General features: G+C 65.8%; 12 protein-coding genes. 2 read left to right on the forward strand and 10 right to left on the reverse strand.

The window, feature by feature from the left end; translation table 11 throughout:
• Nucleotide 1: 1 nt before the first annotated feature.
• From EBMC1_RS00480 to zwf, 6 genes are all read right to left on the reverse strand, one after another.
• Entirely contained in the window at nt 2–1,570 is a 1,569-nt protein-coding gene (locus tag EBMC1_RS00480) for a wax ester/triacylglycerol synthase family O-acyltransferase (protein ID WP_156000827.1), read from the reverse strand.
• 140 nt (nt 1,571–1,710) lie between these two features.
• On the reverse strand, nt 1,711–4,062 hold the full coding sequence (locus EBMC1_RS00485) for a glycerol-3-phosphate 1-O-acyltransferase (protein WP_003038848.1): 2,352 nt from the start codon (nt 4,060–4,062) through the stop codon (nt 1,711–1,713).
• 109 nt (nt 4,063–4,171) lie between these two features.
• Nucleotides 4,172–5,710, reverse strand: coding sequence for an HAD-IB family hydrolase (locus EBMC1_RS00490; protein ID WP_231292840.1), 1,539 nt, complete (start codon nt 5,708–5,710; stop codon nt 4,172–4,174).
• A 202-nt stretch (nt 5,711–5,912) separates the two neighbouring features.
• A complete protein-coding gene (gene eda, locus EBMC1_RS00495) occupies nt 5,913–6,533 on the reverse strand; it encodes a bifunctional 4-hydroxy-2-oxoglutarate aldolase/2-dehydro-3-deoxy-phosphogluconate aldolase (RefSeq protein ID WP_003038854.1) in 621 nt (206 codons plus the stop codon).
• A gap of 90 nt (nt 6,534–6,623) precedes the next feature.
• A complete protein-coding gene (gene edd, locus EBMC1_RS00500; protein ID WP_003038857.1) occupies nt 6,624–8,465 on the reverse strand; it encodes a phosphogluconate dehydratase in 1,842 nt (613 codons plus the stop codon).
• Between the two features lie 96 nt (nt 8,466–8,561).
• Nucleotides 8,562–9,965: a glucose-6-phosphate dehydrogenase gene (gene zwf / locus EBMC1_RS00505; protein ID WP_051066284.1), complete on the reverse strand. Its 1,404-nt coding sequence runs from the start codon at nt 9,963–9,965 to the stop codon at nt 8,562–8,564.
• Nucleotides 9,966–10,152: 187 nt separating this feature from the next.
• On the opposite strand from zwf, the gene EBMC1_RS00510 reads away from it, so the two are divergent.
• Nucleotides 10,153–11,673: a glycerol-3-phosphate dehydrogenase gene (locus tag EBMC1_RS00510; protein WP_003038865.1), complete on the forward strand. Its 1,521-nt coding sequence runs from the start codon at nt 10,153–10,155 to the stop codon at nt 11,671–11,673.
• 13 nt (nt 11,674–11,686) lie between these two features.
• Here the strand turns inward: EBMC1_RS00510 and EBMC1_RS00515 are convergent, their stop codons facing one another.
• The gene (locus tag EBMC1_RS00515) at nt 11,687–12,433 is read right to left on the reverse strand and encodes an SDR family oxidoreductase (RefSeq protein WP_003038868.1); all 747 of its coding nucleotides are present in this window, start codon (nt 12,431–12,433) and stop codon (nt 11,687–11,689) included.
• 94 nt (nt 12,434–12,527) lie between these two features.
• Here EBMC1_RS00515 and EBMC1_RS00520 point away from each other — a divergent pair, with 94 nt between their 5' ends.
• A complete protein-coding gene (locus tag EBMC1_RS00520) occupies nt 12,528–13,436 on the forward strand; it encodes an AraC family transcriptional regulator (RefSeq protein WP_003038871.1) in 909 nt (302 codons plus the stop codon).
• Here EBMC1_RS00520 and EBMC1_RS18900 read toward each other — a convergent pair.
• From EBMC1_RS18900 to ahpC, 3 genes are all read right to left on the reverse strand, one after another.
• Entirely contained in the window at nt 13,433–13,561 is a 129-nt protein-coding gene (locus EBMC1_RS18900) for a hypothetical protein (protein ID WP_269208150.1), read from the reverse strand. The genes EBMC1_RS00520 and EBMC1_RS18900 overlap by 4 nt on opposite strands.
• Before the next feature lie 264 nt (nt 13,562–13,825).
• Nucleotides 13,826–15,409, reverse strand: coding sequence for an alkyl hydroperoxide reductase subunit F (gene ahpF / locus EBMC1_RS00525; RefSeq protein WP_003038873.1), 1,584 nt, complete (start codon nt 15,407–15,409; stop codon nt 13,826–13,828).
• 136 nt (nt 15,410–15,545) lie between these two features.
• Nucleotides 15,546–16,109 (reverse strand): alkyl hydroperoxide reductase subunit C, encoded by a 564-nt coding sequence (gene ahpC / locus EBMC1_RS00530; protein WP_003038877.1) that lies wholly within the window; start codon nt 16,107–16,109, stop codon nt 15,546–15,548.
• Between the last annotated feature and the right edge of the window lie 49 nt (nt 16,110–16,158).

A 16,158-nucleotide genomic window follows, 5' to 3' on the forward strand; every position in this document is an offset into this window, starting at 1 on the left:
CCTATTTTTTGCGATTCTTGCCGCTAGCGGCGGCTTTGGCAACCGGTTTCGCCCTGCCCTTTGTGGCAGGCTTCGCCGTCGGCTTTGCCTTGGCCGCGGGCTTTGCCGCCGCTTTCGGCTTTGCCGTAGCGGCTTTGGGCCCGGCAGCCGCCTTTTCGGGCTTGGGCTGCGCGGCGAGCAAGTCGGCGAAACTTTCGTCGATGCACGTACGAAAGAAGGCGATGTCGGGCATGATCGCGCGTTCGGAGATGATCGAGAAGCCGACCTGACCGTTATAGCTGGGCGTCGCGATGAACAGCCCCATATTGTTGGCGAGCGGGCCCGCGCCATATTGCTGCACGAGCTGCGCGCCCGCGAGATAGAGCGGAACCTGCGCGCCCGGCACGTTCGAGATAAAAAGATTGGTGCCGCGCACCGCGAACCGCTCGCTCGTCAGGATGCGCGCGACCGCCGCCATCGTCGCGCCCGGAATATGCTGCGACAGGTCGGTCATGATCCGGGCGCTGACGCCCGCCTTTGCCTCCTTTGCCTCCACCGTATAGTCGCGGATCGCCGCGAGGCGCTTCAGCGAATCGGCGATGTCGGTGCGCAGCGGCACGCTCATCGCGGTCACCTGATTGCCGGGACTGTCCGCCTTGCCGCCCTTGCCGCGCCGGTTGATCGGGGCGACCGCGACGACGCTTTCCTTGGGCAGTTCGCCATGCGCCTGAAGATATTTGCGCAGCGCGCCCGCGCAGGTCGCAAGGATGACGTCGTTGACCGTCGCGCCGGGCACCTTTGCCCGCACCTTCGCGATATCGGCAAGCGCCACCCGGGTCGCGTCGAACATCTTGTGCGGGCCGACGGGTGCGTTGAAGCGCGTTTCGGGGACGCCCGCGGTCATCCCCTGATCGCTGAGCATCGACTTGCGCGCCGCGGTCATCAGCGAGGGCGACACCTTGAGCAGCGCGTTCATGAATTTGACCGGCGATTGCATCGACGCGGTCCAGGCGCGCGTGGCGACCTCCGCGCTCGACGGCGCGCGCCCGAGATCCTCGACCGGCGCGCCAGGGATTGCCGGCGTCCCCTTGGCGTCGATGTCGCTCATCGCGATGAAGGCGTGCGCGCCCGATGCGCCGTCGACCGCGGCGTGATGGACGCGGTGGAGCATCGCGAAGCTGCCCTTCGGGATGCCGGGGATACGGTCGAGCCCCTCGATGATGTAAATGTCCCAAAGCGGCCGGTTCATATCCATCGGCTTCGAGAAATAGCGCGCGACCGCGATGCAGAATTGCCGCCAGTCGCCGGGTTCGGGCAGGCGCGCGTGGCTCATATGCGCTTCGATGTCGAAATGTTCGTCCTCGACCCAATAGGGGTGATCGAGATCGAGCGGCAGCCGGTGGAGCCGACGTTTGAACAGCGGCGATGTGTCGACGCGCGACTGGACGTGCGCGATGATGTCCTTGAACCGCACGAAGCCGCCCGGCGCCGTCGACGGATCGTAGATATAGATACCCATGATATGCGTCAGATTGTTCGCGGTCTGGGTATAGAGGAACTGGGCGTCCTGGGCGCTGAGTTGCTTAAGCATGCGAACCTCCATCCAACATCGATGATCCCGTCCTTGCGAGCGGAGCGAAGCAATCTCCCGTCACCGGCCGGGCGCCGGGACAAAGGCGGGCGATTGCCGCATCGCCTGTGGCTCCTCGCCATGACGAACGCGGTGTCATGTCATTCTCCCGTCCCCGGCAATCGGTCGGCGAGCGCGAGCGTGGCCAGCCGCATCGATTCCATGACGTTGGCGAGCCCGCGGAGTTCCACGAGCAGCGCGCGGCGCGCGCGCAATCCGTCGGGGGTCGCGGTTTCCGCCAGCCCCATGTGGCGCATCTGCGACAGGGCGTTCGCGAAGAGCAATTTTCCGATCGACGCTTCGCTGCTGATCCGGCGCAAGAGCCAGGCCTGCCGCCCCTCGATCAGCGCGGCATCGAGCAGCGCCTTTTCATCGACCGGATCGCCGGGGCGCGCGCGCGCCAGAATGTCGGCGACGACCGAATAGGCCTCGGCAAAGGGTAGCAGGATCGCATGGCCGACCATCGGCTGACAGCGGCGAATGAGCTGCGCCACGCCGCGGTCGCCGCTCGCCAGCCGTTTGGCCCAGGCGGGATCGATGCGCGCAAGTTCGGCCTCCAGCGCGGCCAGATGTTCGCCGCGCGGCGGGTAGAAGAATTCGAATTTGAACAGATCGCGCAGCCGGTCGATCCGCGCCCAGAAGGCGGCGGTCGAATCCTTGCTGTCGGCATCGCGCAGCTCGAACAGCGCCAGCTCGATCATCGCGCGGTCGAGGAAATGATGCGCGATGATGTTGCGATAATAGCTCGCCATCGGATGCTTGGCGGGGTCGATCGAATAGACGGTCTCGCTACCGGCCTCGAACCGCGTGAGCAGGCCGCCCTCGACGAGCGTGTCGAGTGTCGCCGCGAGCGCCGCGGCGTCGCCGCCTTCGAGCTCGCGGCTGAGGCGGATGCCGCGCTCGCGTGCCCAGGCGGTGATGCGCGCGATCGTCGCGATCATCTCTGCCTCGGTCACGCCGCGCGGCGCGGTGCCGAGCAGGATGAGGCACATGACCGAAGTGACGGTAAGCGGGGTGACGCGGTTCGCCTCGACCGCGACAGCGAAGGCGATACGCTCCAGCGCGCGCCGGTCGTCGGGGGCCGGGGCCTCCGGAATGACGACGGGATCGCCGATGTCGAGACGGATGCGCCCCGACGGTTCCTTGAGGCTCTTCATATAGCCGATGAACCAGGCGAGGCTTTCCGGTTTCTTGGTCCGCCCGGTCTGTTCGGCGGCATATTCCTCGACATCGCGGATCAGGTCGAAACTGGTGACGAAGGGAACGAAATGCACCCCCTGCGTCCCGGTCGCGTGCGCGGCGTCGAGGACATATTTCATCAGGCCATATTTGGGCGGCATCAGCTTGCCGAGGCGCGAGCGCGTCCCTTCAAAGGCCCAGGACAGCGGGAAGCGCTTGGCGAGCAGCCAGGCGATATAGTGGCGCAGCACCAGCTTGTAGACCGGCTGATCCTGAAAGCTGCGGCGAATGAAAATCATTCCCGAGCGGCGAAAGAACTGGCCCATGATCGCGAAGTCGAGATTGGCGCCGCCGAAACTGTGCAGCATCGGCAGGTCATTTTCATAGGCGAGGCGGCTGGGGGTCGCGCCGTCGATATAGGTTTTGTGCGTGAACAGGATCGCGGTCGGATGTTCGCGCAGCACCGAGCGCAGCTTTGCAAGCTCGGCCGCGTCGACCTCCATCTCGGGCGCATAGCCGCCGAACATCATCCGGTCGAGCCGCGCGCGCAGGTCGAGGAACAGCGCACTGGGGGTCGCGATGACCTCCTTCATCAGCGGGCGCGCCTCGCGGTAGAGATCGGCGACGGGACGGCCGAGCTGGCCGGCAAGATCGGCAAGCGCGGCGCGGAATTTGGGGTTGGTACGCAGCGAGTCGGCAACGAAGCGTGGCACCTTGTAGCGGCTGCCGCGGATGCCGCGTTCGGCGACGTCGAGCGCGAGCCCCGCCTGCCGCGCGACGAAGCCCGCAAATTCGCTGCTCCCCTCCTCGCAGCCGTCACCGCCGCCGGTCTGCGCGAGATAGCGCGCCTTCAGCTCGGTCTGCGTTGCCGCTTCGCCGACGAGGATCTGCGCCCGGCGCCGATCGCGCCACAGGATGAACCGCGCGCGCAGCGGCCCCGGCCGGCGCGGGTCGCCGAAGATCAGATGCCGGAATTTCAGCGCGCGATCGCGCTCGAAACCGGGGATGCGCCACGCGACGCGCAGCGGCACCACCCTGCGCGCAGGATCACCCGCCAGCCGCGCCTTGAGCGCATCGAGGTCGAGGGCATGATCGTCGTCGGCGATCGCGAGGCTGACCCACATCGGCGCGCCCTCCCCGCCCGGATCGACCGAGGTCGCATGGATCCAGTCGAGCAAAATCTGCCGCTCGATCCGGTTGCGCGCGTCGATGATGTAAAGCCGGTCGGCCAGCTGCTCCGCGACGAATTCGCTGCGGGGCGTGCCGTCGGCCATGGCCTTAAACCACCGTCATTGCGAGGAGCGAAGCGACGCAGCAATCCAGCGTGGCGTAACCCGCCCTGGATTGCTTCGCTTCGCTCGCAATGACGAGGTGAAACATGGGCTAGGCCTTCTTTACCTTTCGGGGCGTCGGCTTTTTCTTGGCGGCAGGCTTCTTGGTAGCCGCCTTCTTCGGCGCTTTTTCGGGTTTTGCCGCTGGCGCCGCCTCCTTCGCAACCGATTCCGCGACCGTCTCCTCGGGCTGGCCGAGGGTGCGCAGGAACATGTTGCGCACGTCGCGGACATGGGTGTTCAGCGTCTTCACCTGCCATTCGGACGTATCGACGGGCGGCAGGACGGTGACGCGCACCGTCGCGGGGCGCATCACGAATTCGTTCTTCGGCGCGACGTCGGTCGCATTGTGGATGACGATCGGGACGATCGGCACCCCCGCCTGCATCGCGAGGTGGAAGGCGCCCTTCTTGAAGGGTTCGAGCTTCGGGGTCAGGCTGCGCGTCCCTTCGGGGGCGATGCAGATCGACTTGCCTTCCTTTTGAATGGCCTCGACCAGCGGTTCCATCGCCTTGATCGCGCTCTTGCCGTCGGCGCGGTCGACGAAGACGGTACCGCCCCATTCCATCAGCTTCCCCAATATCGGGATGTCCTTGATCTCCTTCTTCCCCACCCCGCCCATGTCGCGGCGGATGAGCTTGGCGAGGATCATCACGTCCGCCTTGCTCTGATGGTTGAAGATGAAGATGCACGGGCGCGACGACCACAGGTGGCGTTCGTCTTCGACCTCGAGTTCGACGCCGGTGATCGCGGTGGCGAAATCGCCGAACAGCCCCATCGAGAAATTGACCGCCTCGCGCTGTGAACGCGTCAGCGCCCAGATCGGCAGACCGGCGGCGAAGGCGCCGATCAGCGAGCCGGTGGCGTAGATGGTGCGCGTATAGTCGACCCACGACGGCGTGCCGCGGCTCGCGAAGCGCTGCACCGGCCAATTGCGCTCGTCGGCGATTGCCTTCAATTTCATATTGGGATTGAGCGGCCGCGGTTTGCCGACGCGTTCGAGCAGTTCGATGTCGTCGTCGCTGTCCGAATAGAAATAGCTCTGATCGAGGTCGAGGCCATATTCGGCGGCAAGCTCCTCAGCGGCGATCACCTTGCCCTCGCCGAAGCAGAGCGGGCGGATGATGTCGCCGGTGAACACGCCATCCTCAATCTCATAGGCCGAGCATTTGATGTCGGATATGCCGAGGTCGCGCGCGGTCGGTTCGATCTGGTAGATCGTCGCCGACGAGATGATCGCGACGCGGTGTCCCTTGGCCTGATGCGCCTCGATGATCGCGCGCGTCTCGGGATAGATTTTGCGCGCGATATGCTTTTTGTAGAGTTCTTCGCCGAACTGGACGAAACTTTCCTCCTCGACGCCCTTCATGAATTTGGCGGCGCCGCTCATCAGCCCCGAAAAGCCGATCGCGCCCAGGCTGTGCTGCGCGATGACATTCGCGGTCTCGGCGATCTCCTCGACCGACATTTCGCGGCGCTGCAGCTTTTCGCGCAGCATCGCGGTCGCCGAATAGCCGGCGATGATCGTTCCGTCGAAATCGAAGAGCGCGGCGATATGCGATCCGGGTTCGGACGCGAGAACTTCTTCCAAATGCGGCTGCGGCCTTGGCACGCGCATCTCCCCCACTGGCGGCTGTACCGCCTTATCCCTGCACGATGACAGGTAAAATGGGGTTAATCAATGGCGCGAAAGAGTGAGCGCCCGTCCCAATTTCGTCATCCCGGCGAAGGCCGGGGTCTCACCGGTGCGGAAGGATGCCGGGTTGAGACCCCGGCCTTCGCCGGGGTGACAATCAGGGTTTGAACGCCGATGCCTCGCGCGCGAGTGTCTCGATCCGGGCCGGATCGAGCGGCCCCGCGGGAACGACCCAGCTGCCGCCGACGCACAGCACCGGGTCCAGCGCCAGCCATTCGGGTGCTGTCGCGGCCGTGATGCCGCCGGTAGGGCAGAAGCGCGCCTGTCCGAACGGTCCTGCGAGCGCCTTGAGCGCAGGGATGCCGCCGCTCGTCGCGGCCGGGAAGAATTTGAAATGCGAGAGGCCAAGATCCATGCCGCGCATGATGTCGCCGGCATTGGCGGTGCCGGGGAGGAAGGGAATGCCGCTCGCGACCGCCGCCTCGCCGAGATTGTCGGTCAGCCCCGGCGAAACGATGAATTCGGCGCCCGCATGGATCGCGCCCGCCAGCATCGCGGGATCGAGGACGGTACCGGCGCCGACGACCGCGCCCGGCACCGCCTTCATCGCCGCGATCGCGGCAAGCGCGGCGGGGGTGCGCAGCGTGACCTCGAGCACTGGCAGACCGCCCGCGACGAGCGCCTCGGCCATCGGGACGGCGTCCTCGACGCAGTCGATGACGATCACCGGGATGACGGGGGCTAGCGCCATGATCTGGTCGATGGACTTGTCGGTCATTCTGTTTCCTTCGTCGCCCCCGCGAAGGCGGGGGCCGTTGGCAAGGGTGGCGCTAGGCCGATAGCGGCCCCCGCCTGCGGGGGCGACGGCTTAGGTGACGGTCTCCATCGCTGCCAGCACCGCCGACCCGCCCTTCTCCGCCTCGTCGGCGTGGTGACGGAACAGCGCGAACAGCTCGCGCCCGACGCCGAGTGCGGGCGGCGGGGCGATGGCGGGCGTCCGCGCGGCCCATTCAGCAGGATCAACGAGCGCCGTCACCTCGCCCTTTACCGCGCAGACGTGCACCATGTCGCCGTCCTGCAAACAGGCGAGCGGGCCGCTGATCCCGTCGGGGCCGGGCAGCGCCTCGGGCGAGAGGTGGATCACCGCAGGCACCTTGCCGCTCGCCCCCGACATGCGGCCGTCGGTGAGCAGCGCGACGCGGTAGCCGCGGTCCTGCAGCACGCCGAGCGCCGGGGTGAGCTTGTGGAGTTCGGGCATGCCGTTGGCGCGCGGCCCCTGGAAGCGCACGACGACGACGCAGTCGCGGTCGAGTTCGCCCGCCTTGAATGCAGCGAGCACCTGATCCTGATCGTCGAAGAGGCGCGCCGGGGCTTCGATCGTCCAGCGATCCGGGGCAACCGCGCTCGTCTTGATGATCGCGCGGCCAAGATTGCCCGACAGCAGCCGCATGCCCCCGTCGGGCGAAAAAGGCGCGGAAACGGGACGCAGCATCGTATCGTCGCGCGACGTTTCGGGTGCGGCCTCCCAATGAAGCGCATCGTCGACCAGCACCGGCTGTCCCGAATAGTCGGCCATTGACCCGCCCACCGTGAGCACATCGCCGTGGAGCAGTCCGGCGCCGAGCAGTTCGCGCACGACATAGCCGATCCCGCCCGCGGCGTGGAAATTGTTCACGTCGCCCGCGCCATTCGGATAGACGCGCGCGAGCAGCGGCACGGCGTGGCTCAGTTCATCGAAATCCTGCCAGTCGATGATGATGCCCGCCGCGCGCGCGATCGCCGGCAGGTGGATGGCATGGTTGGTCGAACCGCCGGTCGCGAGCAGGCCGATCGCGGCATTGACGATCGCCTTTTCATCGACGCAGCGCGCGAGCGGGCGATAATCGTCGCCGGTCCAGCCGATTTCGGTCAGGCGGTGCGTCGCGGCACGCGTCAGTTCCTGCCGCAGCTTGGTGCCCGGATTGACGAAGGCGCTGCCGGGAATGTGCAGCCCCATCAATTCCATCATCATCTGGTTGGAATTGGCGGTGCCATAGAAGGTACAGGTGCCCGCGCCATGATAGCTGGCCGCCTCCGCCTCGAGCAGCGCGTCGCGGCCGACCTTGCCCTCGGCATACAGCTGACGGACGCGGACCTTTTCCTTGTTCGCGAGGCCCGACGGCATCGGCCCGGCCGGGATGAGGATCGTGGGCAGATGGCCGAAACGCAGCGCGCCGATGAGCAGGCCGGGAACGATCTTGTCGCAGATGCCGAGCAGCAGCGCGCCTTCGAACATCGCGTGGCTGAGCGCAATCGCGGTGCCCTGCGCGATATTGTCGCGGCTGAACAGCGACAGGTCCATGCCCGCCTGCCCCTGCGTCACCCCGTCGCACATTGCGGGAACGCCGCCCGCGACCTGCGCCGTCGCACCGGCTTCACGCGCGAAAATCTTGATCTGTTCGGGGTAGCGGCCATAGGGCTGATGCGCCGACAGCATGTCATTATAGGCGGTGACGATGCCGATATTCATCTCGGCGCCCGCGCGGATCGCGGGCTTGTCCTCGCCCGACGCCGCGAAGCCATGCGCTAGGTTGCCGCACGACAGATTGCCGCGATTGGTTCCGGCCTCGCGCTGGCGCTGCATCAGATCGAGGTAGGCGGCGCGGCGCGGCGCGCTGCGGCGGGTGATGCGGTCGGTGACGGCGGCGATGGTGGGGTGGAGGGTGGTCATATTTACCTCGTCACCCCGGCGAAGGCCGGGGTCTCACCGTTGCAGCAAAATGCGAGGTCGAGATCCCGGCCTTCGCCGGGATGACGATCAAAAAAACTAGTCATGCCAGCTCGCTCCGTCGCGTTCGATGAGCGCGATCGCGCTCGACGGGCCCCAGCTTCCCGCGGTGTAGGTCTGCGGCGCCAGATCGACCGACGCCCAGGCATCGCGGATCGAATCGATCCATTCCCACTGCGCCTCGACCTCGTCGCGGCGCACGAACAGCGTCTGATCGCCCTCGATGAAGTCGAGCAGCAGCCGTTCATAGGCGATGCGCCGCCGCTCGCCCTCGAAACTGTGCGAGAGCGACACGTCGAGCGTGACCTCTTTGAGCTTCACCCCGTCGCGGTCGAGCCCCGGCTGCTTCGCCATCACCTTGACCCGGATATTCTCTTCGGGCTGCAGGTTGATGATCATGCTATTGGCGTCGAGCCGGCCCGCGCCGACGCGCGCGAAGATATTATGCGGCACCGGCTTGAACTGGATCAGCACCTCCGACTTGCGCTGCGGCATCCGTTTGCCGGTGCGCAGGTAAAAGGGCACGCCCTTCCAGCGCCAATTGTCGATATAGGCCTTGAGCGCAACGAAGGTTTCGGTGTTCGACGGATGGCCCAGCTCGTCGGCATAGCCCGCGACCGCCGCGCCGTTCACCGCGCCGCTCGTGTACTGACCCTTGACGCTGTGCGCCTTGACATCGTCGGCGCGCATCTTGCGCAAGGACCGCAGCAGCTTGACCTTTTCGTCGCGCACCGCGGTCGCCGAGACGCTCGCCGGCGGCTCCATCGCGATGATCGCGAGAAGCTGGAGCATATGGTTCTGCACCATATCCTTCAATGCACCGACGCCATCATAATAGGAGACGCGGCCTTCGAGGCCGACGGTTTCCGCCACGGTGATCTGGACATGGTCAATCGCCTGCGCGTTCCACAGGGGTTCGAACAGCATATTCGCGAAACGCAGCGCGAGCAGGTTCTGGACCGTTTCCTTGCCCAGATAATGGTCGATGCGGAAAACGCGATCCTCGGCAAAGGCGCTGCCGACCTGTTCGTTGACCGCACGCGACGAGGCGAGATCGTGGCCGATGGGCTTTTCCATCGCGATCCGGCATTCGGCGCAGGCGATCCCGGCGGCGGCAAGACCCTGCGCGATCGGGCCGAACATCGACGGCGGGGTCGACAGATAGGCGCCGATCGGACGGTTCATCCGGTCACCGAGCATTTCGGCCAGCCGGTCGTACCCCGTCCCCGCGCCGGCATCGACCGCGCAATAGTCGATCCGGTCCAAGAAGGCGGCGATCACCCTTTCGTCGATGCGATCGCCCGCGAGATGGTCGTCGAGCGCGGCGCGCACCATCGCGTGCGCCCCTGCCCGGTCCATCTGCGAGCGGCCCGAGGCGACGATCGTCATCGCATCGTCGAGCAGCCCGTCCATGTGCAGATTGTAGAGCGAGGGGAAGAGCATGCGATGGGCAAGATCGCCCGTCGCCCCGAACAGCACCAATGTTTCGACTTTGACGCTCACAAATATCCCCTTGGATAACGGACAGGGACGGTGGCGAAAGCCCCTGGCGATTGCAACGCGCATACGTAAGCCGCATAGCTTTGCATCGCCATTGGCAAGCCGCCCGCTTCTGGCATAGGAACGCGCCATGACCGACGCGCCCATCCCCTATGATGTCATCGTGATTGGCGGCGGCGTCAATGGGGCCGGCGTCGCGCGCGATGCCGCGGGGCGCGGGGCGCGGGTGCTGCTGATCGAACAGGGCGATCTGGCGCAGGGCACCTCCTCGGCCTCGACCAAGCTGATCCACGGCGGGCTGCGCTATCTGGAGCATTATGAATTCGGCCTGGTGCGCGAGGCATTGGCCGAGCGCGAGATATTGTGGGGCATCGCACCGCACATCATCTGGCCGATGCGCTTTGTCCTCCCCTATCGCGACGGTCTGCGCCCGCGTTGGCTGCTGCGGCTCGGCCTGTTCCTCTATGACCATATCGGCGGACGCCGGAAATTGCCGCCGACGCGGTCGATCGACCTGGCGCGGCATCCGGCGGGCGCGCCGCTGCAGCCGCAATATGCCAAGGGTTTCGAATATTCGGACGGCTGGGTCGACGATGCGCGGTTGGTGACGCTGAACGCGCGCGACGCCGCCGACCGCGGGGCGCGGATCAAGACGCGCACCCGCGCCGACCTGATGCGCGTCGAGGACGGGCTATGGGTGGTCGAGGCGACGGGCGCGAACGGCCCGGCCTATCGCTTTACCGGCCGCAGCCTTGTCAATGCCGCCGGCCCCGCCGTACTCGACCTGCTGCGCCGTGCCGCCGCGCCGCCCGATTATCAGATGCGGCTGGTGCGCGGATCGCACATCGTGGTGCGCAAGCTGTTCGACCATGATTTCGCCTATTTCTTCCAGCTTCCCGACGGCCGCATCTTTTTCGCCATCCCCTATGAGCGCGATTTCACGCTGATCGGGACGACCGACCAGGATCATGAGGGATCGCTGGCCGACGTGCATGCAAGTGCCGAGGAAATCGCCTATCTGTGCGAGGGGGCGAACCAGTATTTCGCCGCGCAGATCGGCCCCGACGATGTCGTGTGGACCTATTCGGGGGTGCGGCCGCTGGTCGAGGACGGATCGGGCAAGCCCGAGGCGGCAACGCGCGGATACCGCATCGACCTCGACATGGAGGAAGGCGCGCCGCTGCTCACCATCTATGGCGGCAAGATCACCAGCTATCGCCATGTCGCCGAACATGCGGTCGACGATCTGGCGGCGCATGTCGCCGCGCTGACCGGCGCGCGCTGGACCGCCAGCGCGCCGCTCCCCGGCGGCGATTTTCGGACCGACGGTGCGGCGGCGCTGATGGCCGACTATCGGCTTGCCCACCCCTTCCTCTCCGCCGCTACGGTCGACCGCATCGTCAAGGCCTATGGCACCGACGCGCGGGCATGGCTCGGCACGGCCCAAAGCTGGGACGATCTGGGCGGCGAGATCGCGCACGGGCTGTCGGCCGCCGAAATCCGCTGGATGATTGGCCGCGAATGGGCACAGACGAGCGACGACATATTGTGGCGGCGCAGCAAGCTGGGGCTGCATTTCACCGCCGAGGACATCAAGCGGCTCGATGCTTTTCTGGACGGCATCGCCGTCAAGCCCGCGCTTCCCGAGTAAGCGCCCGCCATATCTAGGCCCCCGCGGCGATCGCCAACGCATCGGCGCCCACCGGAAAATGGCTGCGGCCCGTCCGGTCGTGCACCGCGTCCCACACCGCCGCGGCGACGTCGGCCTCGGTCGTGAAGAGCGCGGGCTGCGCCATGCCCGCAAGGATCGGCGCAGCATGGCTGCCATAGGGTTCGGGCAGCACGTCGGCGAGCGCAACATCGGTGTTCGCGGTAAAGGCGGTGGTGGGGCCATAGCCCGGTTCGACGAGTTTCACCCCGATACCCAGCGGTTCGAGTTCGTGCGCGAGGCTGCCGGTGAAGCCCTGGATCGCGGTCTTGCTGCCCGTATAGGCGGCGGCATAAGGGAAAGAGGCGAGCGTCGCCGACGAGGTGACGTTGACGATCGTTCCCGACCGGCGTTCGCGCATCTGCGGGATCACCGCCTGCGTCATGGCGATAGTGCCGAGGCTGTTGGTGGCATAGACATCGCGGATGCGCCGCAGCGGTGAATGTTCGAGCGCGCCGAACAGGCCGATCCCCGCATTGTTGACGAGAACGTCGATCGGCCCGGCGGCGGCGACGGCGGCGGCGATGCTATCGTCATCGGTCACGTCGAGCGGCAGCAGGCGAAGCCGCGCCGAAGGTTCGAGCGGCGCGGCGGCCGGATTGCGCATCGTCGCGATCACGGTCCAGCCGCCCGCATGAAAATGGCGTGCGGTTTCGAGGCCATAGCCCGACGAGCAGCCGGTGATCAGAACCCGTTTCATCATTCTTCCTTTCATCAGGGTGATGGAAATGATCTAGGCAGCGGAAGAGATACTATCTATAATATATGATCCATTCTTCATTACAGATAGTCCGGATATGGCCGACCCGCTCTCCGATCTCATCGCGCTGCTGCGCCCCAGCACGGTCTTCGCGAAAGGGATCGGCGGACGCGGGCAGTGGGCCGTGCGCTATTCATCCTTCGGCGACCCGAGCTTTTGCACGGTGCTGCAAGGTCGCTGCCGACTGACGGTCGATGGCGCCGATCCGGTCACGCTGATTGCCGGCGATTTCGTGCTGTTGCCTGCGACGCCGGGCTTCACCATGTCGGCCATCGACGCAGGGGCTACCTGCGATCCGGTCATGATCGATCCCCATGACACCACCGGATTTTCGGGCGAGATGCGGCATGGCGAGCCCGACGGTGAGCCCGATGTCCGGATGCTCGGCGGCTATTTCGCCTTTACCTCGCCCGACGCCGGCCTGCTGGTATCGCAGCTTCCCGCCCTGATCCATTTGCGCGGAGCAGAGCGGCTGGCGGCGCTGGTACAGATGGTACGCAGCGAAGCGGGCGGCGACAGGCCGGGGCGCGATCTGGTCCTCGCGCGGCTGGTCGAGATACTGCTGGTCGAGGCGCTGCGCGCTGCGGGCGGTGACGAGGCGCCGCCGGGGATGCTACGCGGCCTCGGCGACCCGCGTCTGGCGAGCGCGATCCGCTGCATCCACGATGCCCCCGCGCACCCCTGGACGGTCGCGGCGCTGGCGAAGGCGGCGGCGCTGTCGCGATCGGCCTTCTTCGACCGTTTCGCGCGCACCGTCGGCGTGCCGCCGATGGAATATGTACAAAGCTGGCGCATGAGCCTGGCCAAGGACATGCTACGTCGCCGCACGGGCAGGATCGACGAAATCGCCGAGCGGGTCGGCTATGGGTCGGCGAGCGCATTCAGCACCGCCTTTGCGCGCGCGGTGGGCGTGCCGCCGCGGCGCTTTGCGATGACGGCCGGCTAGCGCGGTTTGCGCGTCGACTTCGCGGCCTCGCGCGCCGCTTCGTCGCGCAGCCGGTTCTCGCGCTCGGCCAGTTCTTCGAAGCGGCAGAGCGGAATTGGTGCGGGCGGTTTCTTCTTGTCGGTCATCCTTCTCTCGTCGCCCCGGACCTCATCGGGATATGTCACGTTGGAACAAGTAAGTGTTCCCCCGCGAAGGCGGGGGTCCAGCTTCGACGCGAAGCGTCGAAGGCCGCGCTGCCGCGCGTCTTTCTGTTGCACTGGGCCCCCGCCTGCGCGGGGGAACGCACCTTGCTTGTCGCAAGGGGATATCACCGACCTGATCCGGGGTCCATGCGAGCTTGCGCCGCGAATGGATGCCGGATCAGGTCCGGCATGACGAAATTATGGCGTTCACGCCGCTTCGACGTCCACATCCGCAGGCAAGCGGATCATGTAATCGAAGGCCGACAGCGCCGCTTTCGATCCTTCGCCCATCGCGATGACGATCTGCTTGTAGGGTACGGTCGTGCAATCGCCCGCGGCGAAGATGCCGCGCTGGCTCGTCTCGCCGCGATGGTCGACCTCGATCTCGCCGTGGCGCGACAAGGTAACGCTGTCCTTGAGCCATTCGGTGTTCGGCACGAGGCCGATCTGAACGAAGATGCCTTCGAGTTCGACCTGATGCAGTTCGTCCGAATTGCGGTCCTTATAGGCAAGCCCCGTCACCTTTTCGCCGTCGCCGAGCACTTCGGTGGTCAGCGCCGAGGTGATGATCTTGACGTTGGGCAGGCTCGCGAGCTTGCGCTGAAGAACGGCGTCGGCGCGGAGCTGGCTGTCATATTCGATCAGGGTGACGTGCGCGACGATGCCGGCAAGGTCGATCGCCGCCTCGACGCCCGAATTGCCGCCGCCGATCACCGCGACGCGCTTGCCCTTGTAGAGCGGGCCGTCGCAGTGCGGGCAATAGGCGACGCCCTTGTTGCGATAGGCATCCTCGCCCGGCACGCCGAGCTGGCGCCAGCGCGCACCGGTCGAGAGGATCACGGTGCGCGCCTTGAGCGACGCACCGTTGGCAAGCACGACTTCGTGCAACCCGCCCTCGGTCTTTGCCGGGATCAGCTTTTCGGCGCGCTGCAGGTTCATGATGTCGACGTCATAGTCTTTGACGTGGCTCTCCAATTGCGCGACGAGCTTCGGCCCTTCGGTGTGCTGGACTGAAATGAAATTCTCGATCGCCATCGTGTCGAGCACCTGCCCGCCGAAGCGTTCGGCGGCGATGCCGGTGCGGATGCCCTTGCGTGCCGCGTAGATCGCGGCCGCGGCGCCCGCGGGGCCGCCGCCGACAACGAGCACGTCGAACGCGTCCTTGGCAGCGATCTTTTCGGCCGCCTTGGCTTCGGCACCGCTGTCGAGCTTCGCGAGGATCTGTTCGAGCTCCATGCGGCCCTGACCGAAATTCTGACCATTCAGGAAGATCGTCGGCACCGCCATGATCTTGCGCTCTTCGACCTCGGCCTGGAACAGCCCGCCGTCGATCGCGGTGTGGGTGATGCGCGGGTTGACCACGCTCATCAGGTTCAATGCCTGCACGATGTCGGGGCAATTCTGGCACGACAGCGAGAAATAGGTTTCGAAGTGGAAGTCGCCATCGAGCGCCGCCACTTGCTCGAGCACCTCGGCGCTCACCTTCGGCGGGTGGCCGCCGACCTGGAGCAGCGCGAGAACGAGCGAGGTGAATTCATGGCCGAGCGGGATGCCCGCGAAGCGCACCGCGACACGGGCGTCGCTCGCGCGGCGGATCAGGAAGCTGGGCCGGCGCGCATCGTCGTCGGCGCGCGTCACGCTGACCTTGTCCGACAGCGCGGCGATATCGTCGAGGAGCGCCGCTAGCTCGGCCGACTTCGCATCCTCGCCGAGCGACGAGAGCAGTTCGATCGGCTCACGAAGGTTCGTGAGGAGGCCCTGAAGCTGCTGCTTCATATTGGCGTCGAGCATGGGGAGAGTTCCTGCCTGGTTTCAAAGAAAATCCGTGTGCTCCCGCGAAGGCGGGAGCCCAGGGCTGTAGAGCGCAAGTGTAGCGACCTAACGCTCTGGGTCCCCGCCTTCGCGGGGACACACGGACGATTATATCTTAGATCTTGCCGACGAGGTCGAGCGAGGGCGCGAGCGTTTCGGCGCCTTCTTCCCACTTCGCGGGGCAGACTTCGCCGGGGTGGCTGACCCAATATTGCAGCGCCTTGATCTTGCGGAGCAGTTCGGCGGCGTTGCGGCCCACGCCTTCGGGGGTGATTTCCAGAAGCTGGATTTCACCCTGCGGGTCGAGCACGAAGGTGCCGCGGTCGGCAAGGCCGACGCCCTGGCGCAGAACTTCGAAATTGTTCGACAGATTGTGGTTCTGGTCGCCGACCATATAGTAATTGATCTTGCCGATCGCCGGCGAGGTGTCGTGCCATGCCTTGTGGCAGAAATGCGTGTCGGTCGACACCGCGAACACTTCGACACCCATATTCTGCAGCGTCGGATAGATGTCGGCGAGGTCTTCGAGCTCGGTCGGGCAGACGAAGGTGAAGTCGGCCGGATAGAAGAAGAAGACGGCCCACTTGCCCTTGACGGTTTCGTCGCTGATGTCGACGAACTTGCCGTCCTTGTACGCGGTCGCGTTGAAGGGCTTGATGGTGGTGTTGAGCACGGACATGGAGAGCCTCCTTTTGTTTGTGGAGCCCTCCCCTAGCGATTTATGTTGC

This window comes from Sphingopyxis sp. MC1, assembly GCF_000371385.1.
Lineage (GTDB): Bacteria > Pseudomonadota > Alphaproteobacteria > Sphingomonadales > Sphingomonadaceae > Sphingopyxis > Sphingopyxis terrae.